The sequence below is a fragment of the Brooklawnia sp. genome, assembly GCF_032229645.1.
In the GTDB taxonomy this organism is placed as follows: Bacteria; Actinomycetota; Actinomycetes; order Propionibacteriales; family Propionibacteriaceae; genus Brooklawnia.
In genome coordinates this window covers 1-4,372 of sequence record NZ_JAVTWX010000139.1, presented here as the reverse complement: position 1 = coordinate 4,372, position 4,372 = coordinate 1, and the positions used below count along the sequence as shown (strand labels likewise).

Sequence of the window (4,372 nt, the reverse complement as noted above, 5' to 3'; positions counted from 1 at the left end):
CCACGGCCGTGATCATGTAGGCCGCGAAGTAGATGACCTTCTCGAGGTCCTTCGGGGCGATGTCCAGCAGGTAGCCCAGCCGGCTCGGCACACCCTTGAAGTACCAGATGTGGGTCACCGGCGCGGCGAGTTCGATGTGGCCCATCCGCTCGCGGCGCACATTGCTGCGGGTCACCTCGACGCCACAACGCTCGCAGACGATGCCCTTGAAACGAACGCGCTTGTACTTGCCGCAGTAGCATTCCCAGTCGCGGGTCGGCCCGAAGATCTTCTCGCAGAAGAGCCCATCGCGCTCGGGCTTCAGCGTGCGGTAGTTGATGGTCTCCGGCTTCTTGACCTCGCCGAAGCTCCACTCACGAATCTCATCCGCAGTCGCCAGCCCGATGCGCAGCTGGTCATAGGTATTGGCATCCAGCACTTGTATGTCTCCCGATGTATGGGTCGTTGGTCGTAGCGTTTGAGAGTTGGCGGATCAGACTTCGTCTGCGATGGCGAACGAGTCAGCGCCCGGACGCCTCGACAAGTCGATACCCAGATCCTCCTGCGTGCGGTAGTCGTCCTCGCTGTCACGCAACTCGACGACTGCGCCATCGCTGCTGAGTACCTCGACGTTCAGGCACAAGGACTTCATCTCCTTGACGAGCACCTTGAACGATTCGGGGATGCCAGGCTCGGGAATGTTCTCCCCCTTGACGATCGCCTCGTAGACCTTGACGCGGCCCGGCACGTCATCGGACTTGATGGTGAGCATTTCTTGCAGTGCCCAGGCGGCGCCGTATGCCTCCAGTGCCCACACTTCCATCTCACCGAAACGCTGGCCACCGAACTGCGCCTTGCCACCCAGCGGCTGCTGGGTGATCATCGAGTACGGGCCCGTCGAACGCGCGTGGATCTTGTCGTCGACCAAGTGGTGCAACTTCAGCATGTACATATAGCCGACGCCGACCTTCTCCGGGAACGGCTCGCCGGAGCGGCCGTCGAACAGTGTCGCCTTGCCATCGGCGTTGACCATCCGCTCGCCGTCACGGTTGGGCAGGCCGTTGGCCAGCAGGCCACCGATCTCGCCCTCGTCCGCGCCGTCGAAGACCGGGGTGGCCAGCCGCTGATTCGGCTCGACCGTGCCGAGGCCGACCTCGCGCAACCGCTCCGCCCAGTCGCCGTCCACATCGCTGATGTCCCAACCGGAGTGGGCGATCCAGCCGAGGTGGGTTTCGAGCACCTGACCCACGTTCATCCGCGAAGGCACGCCCAGCGGGTTCAAGATGATGTCGACCGGGGTGCCGTCCGGAAGGAAGGGCATGTCCTCGGCGGGCAGGATCTTCGAGATGACGCCCTTGTTGCCGTGCCGGCCTGCGAGCTTGTCGCCTTCTTGCACCTTGCGCTTCTGGGCGACGTAGACGCGCACCATCTGGTTGACGCCCGGAGGCAACTCGTCGTCCTCTTCGCGGTCGAAGACGCGGACACCGATGACGGTGCCGTTCTCGCCATGCGGCACCTTCATCGAGGTGTCACGAACCTCTCGGGCCTTCTCGCCGAAGATCGCGCGCAACAGGCGCTCTTCTGGGGTCAGTTCGGTCTCGCCCTTCGGGGTGACCTTGCCCACCAGGATGTCGCCGGTGCCGACCTCGGCGCCGATGCGGATGATGCCGCGCTCGTCGAGATTGGCGAGCATGTCATCGGACACGTTCGGGATGTCGCGAGTGATCTCCTCGGGGCCCAGCTTGGTGTCGCGGGCGTCCACCTCGTGCTCCTCGATGTGAATCGAGGTGAGGACGTCTTCGCTCACGATGCGCTGGTTGAGGATGATCGCGTCCTCGTAGTTCAGGCCCTCCCAGGGCATGAACGCGACGAGCAGGTTGCGACCCAGAGCCAGCTCCGCATTGTCGGTGCAGGGCCCGTCGGCCAGCGGAGTGCCGACATCGACACGGTCGCCGGGGCCGACCATCGGACGCTGGTTGACGCAGGTGCCGGCGTTCGAGCGGCGGAACTTCTCCAGCCGGAAGGTCTGGTAGGTCCCGTCGTCGTTGGCCACCTCGATGAGATCGGCCGAGACGCTGGTGACCACACCGGGATGCTGAGCCAACGTGACATCGCCGACGTCGACGGCCGCGCGGTATTCCATACCGGTGCCGACGTAGGGAGCTTCGCTGCGAATCAGCGGCACGGCCTGACGCTGCATGTTGGCGCCCATCAATGCACGCGACGCGTCGTCGTGCTCGAGGAACGGGATCAGCGCGGTCGCGACCGAGACCATCTGGCGCGGCGAGACATCGATGTAGCCGACCTCGCTGGCCGGCACGGTGTCGGCATCGCCATGACGAACGCGCACCAGGACGCGGTCCTCGGCGAAGCGGCCGTTCTCGTCGAGCGCGGCGTTTGCCTGCGCGATGTTATAGCGGTCTTCCTCACCCGCGGTCAGGTAATCGATCTGGTCGGTGACCCGGCCGTCGACGACCTTGCGGTACGGGGTTTCGATGAAGCCGAAGGCGTTCACGCGGGCGAACGACGCCAGCGATCCGATCAGACCGATGTTCGGGCCTTCAGGAGTCTCGATCGGGCACATGCGTCCGTAGTGCGAGGGGTGTACGTCTCGCACTTCCATGCCTGCACGGTCACGGCTCAGACCGCCAGGGCCCAGCGCCGACAGCCGACGCTTATGGGTGAGCTCGGCCAACGGGTTGTTCTGGTCCATGAATTGGCTCAGCTGCGAGGTGCCGAAGAACTCCTTCAGCGCAGCGGTCACCGGACGGATGTTGATCAGGGTCGAGGGCGTAATCGCTTCGATGTCCTGAGTGGTCATCCGGTCGCGCACGACCCGCTCCATACGACCCAGACCCGTGCGCAGCTGGTTTTGGATCAGCTCGCCGACGGTACGCAGACGACGATTGCCGAAGTGGTCGATGTCGTCCGCCTCGACGATGACGGTCTCGCCCTCGGCGCGCTCGATCTCGGCCTTGCCCTCGTGCAGAGCGCAGATGTAGTCGATGGCCGCGACGATGTCGTCGATGGTCAGCACCTGGGTGTCGAACGGCAGGTTCAAGCCCAGCTTCTGGTTGATCTTGTAACGGCCGACCTTGGCCAGGTCGTAACGCTTCGGGTTGAAGTAGTAATTGGTGAGCAACTGCTCCGCGGCATCGCGGGCCGGCGGTTCGCCCGGACGCAGCTTGCGATAGATGTCGAGCAGCGCCTCGTCCTGGGTGGTGACGTGATCCTTCTCCAGGGTCATCCGAATCGACTCGTACTGGCCGAACTGCTCGAGGATGCGATCCTCGCTCCAGCCGAGCGCCTTGAGCAGCACGGTGACATTCTGCTTGCGCTTGCGGTCGAGGCGGACGCCGACCTGATCGCGCTTGTCGATCTCGAATTCCAGCCAGGCGCCGCGCGACGGGATCACCTTGCACGTGAAGATGTCCTTGTCGGAGGTCTTGTCCGGGGTCTGCTCGAAGTAGACGCCAGGAGAGCGGACCAACTGGCTGACGACAACGCGCTCGGTGCCGCTGACGATGAAGGTGCCCTTGTCGGTCATCAGCGGGAAATCGCCGATGAAGACCGTCTGGCTCTTGATCTCGCCGGTCTCGTTGTTCATGAACTCGGCGGTCACGAAGAGCGGGGCCGCGTACGTGGTGTCGCGATCCTTGCATTCGTCGATGCTGTGCTTGGGCTCCTCGAATCGATGGTCGCGGAAGCTCAGCGACATCGTCTGGTTGAAGTCCTCAATGGGGCTGATCTCGTCAAAGATCTCCTCCAGGCCGGACCTGGTATTAACGTCAGTGCGACCCTGTTCGAGAGCCTGCTCCGTTTTCTGCTGCCAAGCCTCGCTGCCGATCAGCCAATTGAACGAGTCGATCTGCAGGTCGAGCAGATTCGGTACCTGCAACGGCTCAGCGATCTTGGCGAACGATATGCGGCCGCTGGTGGAGATGACGTTGGTGTTCTTCGACGCATTGCGCGAGGTGGCCAAGATGTGGTCCTTCCAGAACTCCCGGTGGTTCTATGCATGCTGAATGACCCATGTCAAGTTCATGGGTCACCAAACGATATGTGCAACAAAAAACTATAGCTCACGCTATATACCGGATGCAAATCTACTGGTCAACTCCGACCTGTCTGCAGGCACCGGGCCCCCATCCACCGCAAGCGTGCATCATCACACCGCCTGGCGTCAAGCGCCGATCTGGCGTGCCGCCGATTTCGGTAGCTGGCTTGCCCTTCATCAGCCGCTGGCCGCTATCCGAAGTCACAGCGACTACCGAAATGCGCCAGAGCACCCGACAGCGACTACCTCAAGTCACAGCAGCTACCCAAATGCCCGGACGTTCCAACAACAGCTGCCGAAAGTAACAACGACTAGCGAACGAGCGGTAGCCGCTGC

Annotated in this window: 2 protein-coding genes and 1 pseudogene; 1 reads left to right on the top strand and 2 read right to left on the bottom strand. The window is 62.9% G+C overall.

Features of this window, described 5'->3' with window-relative positions:
- A pseudogene (locus AAFP05_RS11585) lies at positions 1 to 418 on the bottom strand (DNA-directed RNA polymerase subunit beta'); the annotation flags it as partial.
- A gap of 54 nt (positions 419 to 472) precedes the next feature.
- Positions 473 to 3,961 (bottom strand): DNA-directed RNA polymerase subunit beta, encoded by a 3,489-nt coding sequence (locus AAFP05_RS11580; protein WP_341730024.1) that lies wholly within the window; start codon positions 3,959 to 3,961, stop codon positions 473 to 475.
- 43 nt (positions 3,962 to 4,004) lie between these two features.
- Here AAFP05_RS11580 and AAFP05_RS11575 point away from each other — a divergent pair.
- Positions 4,005 to 4,372 (top strand): hypothetical protein (locus AAFP05_RS11575; RefSeq protein WP_341730023.1); only part of this gene is annotated, 368 nt, incomplete at its 3' end.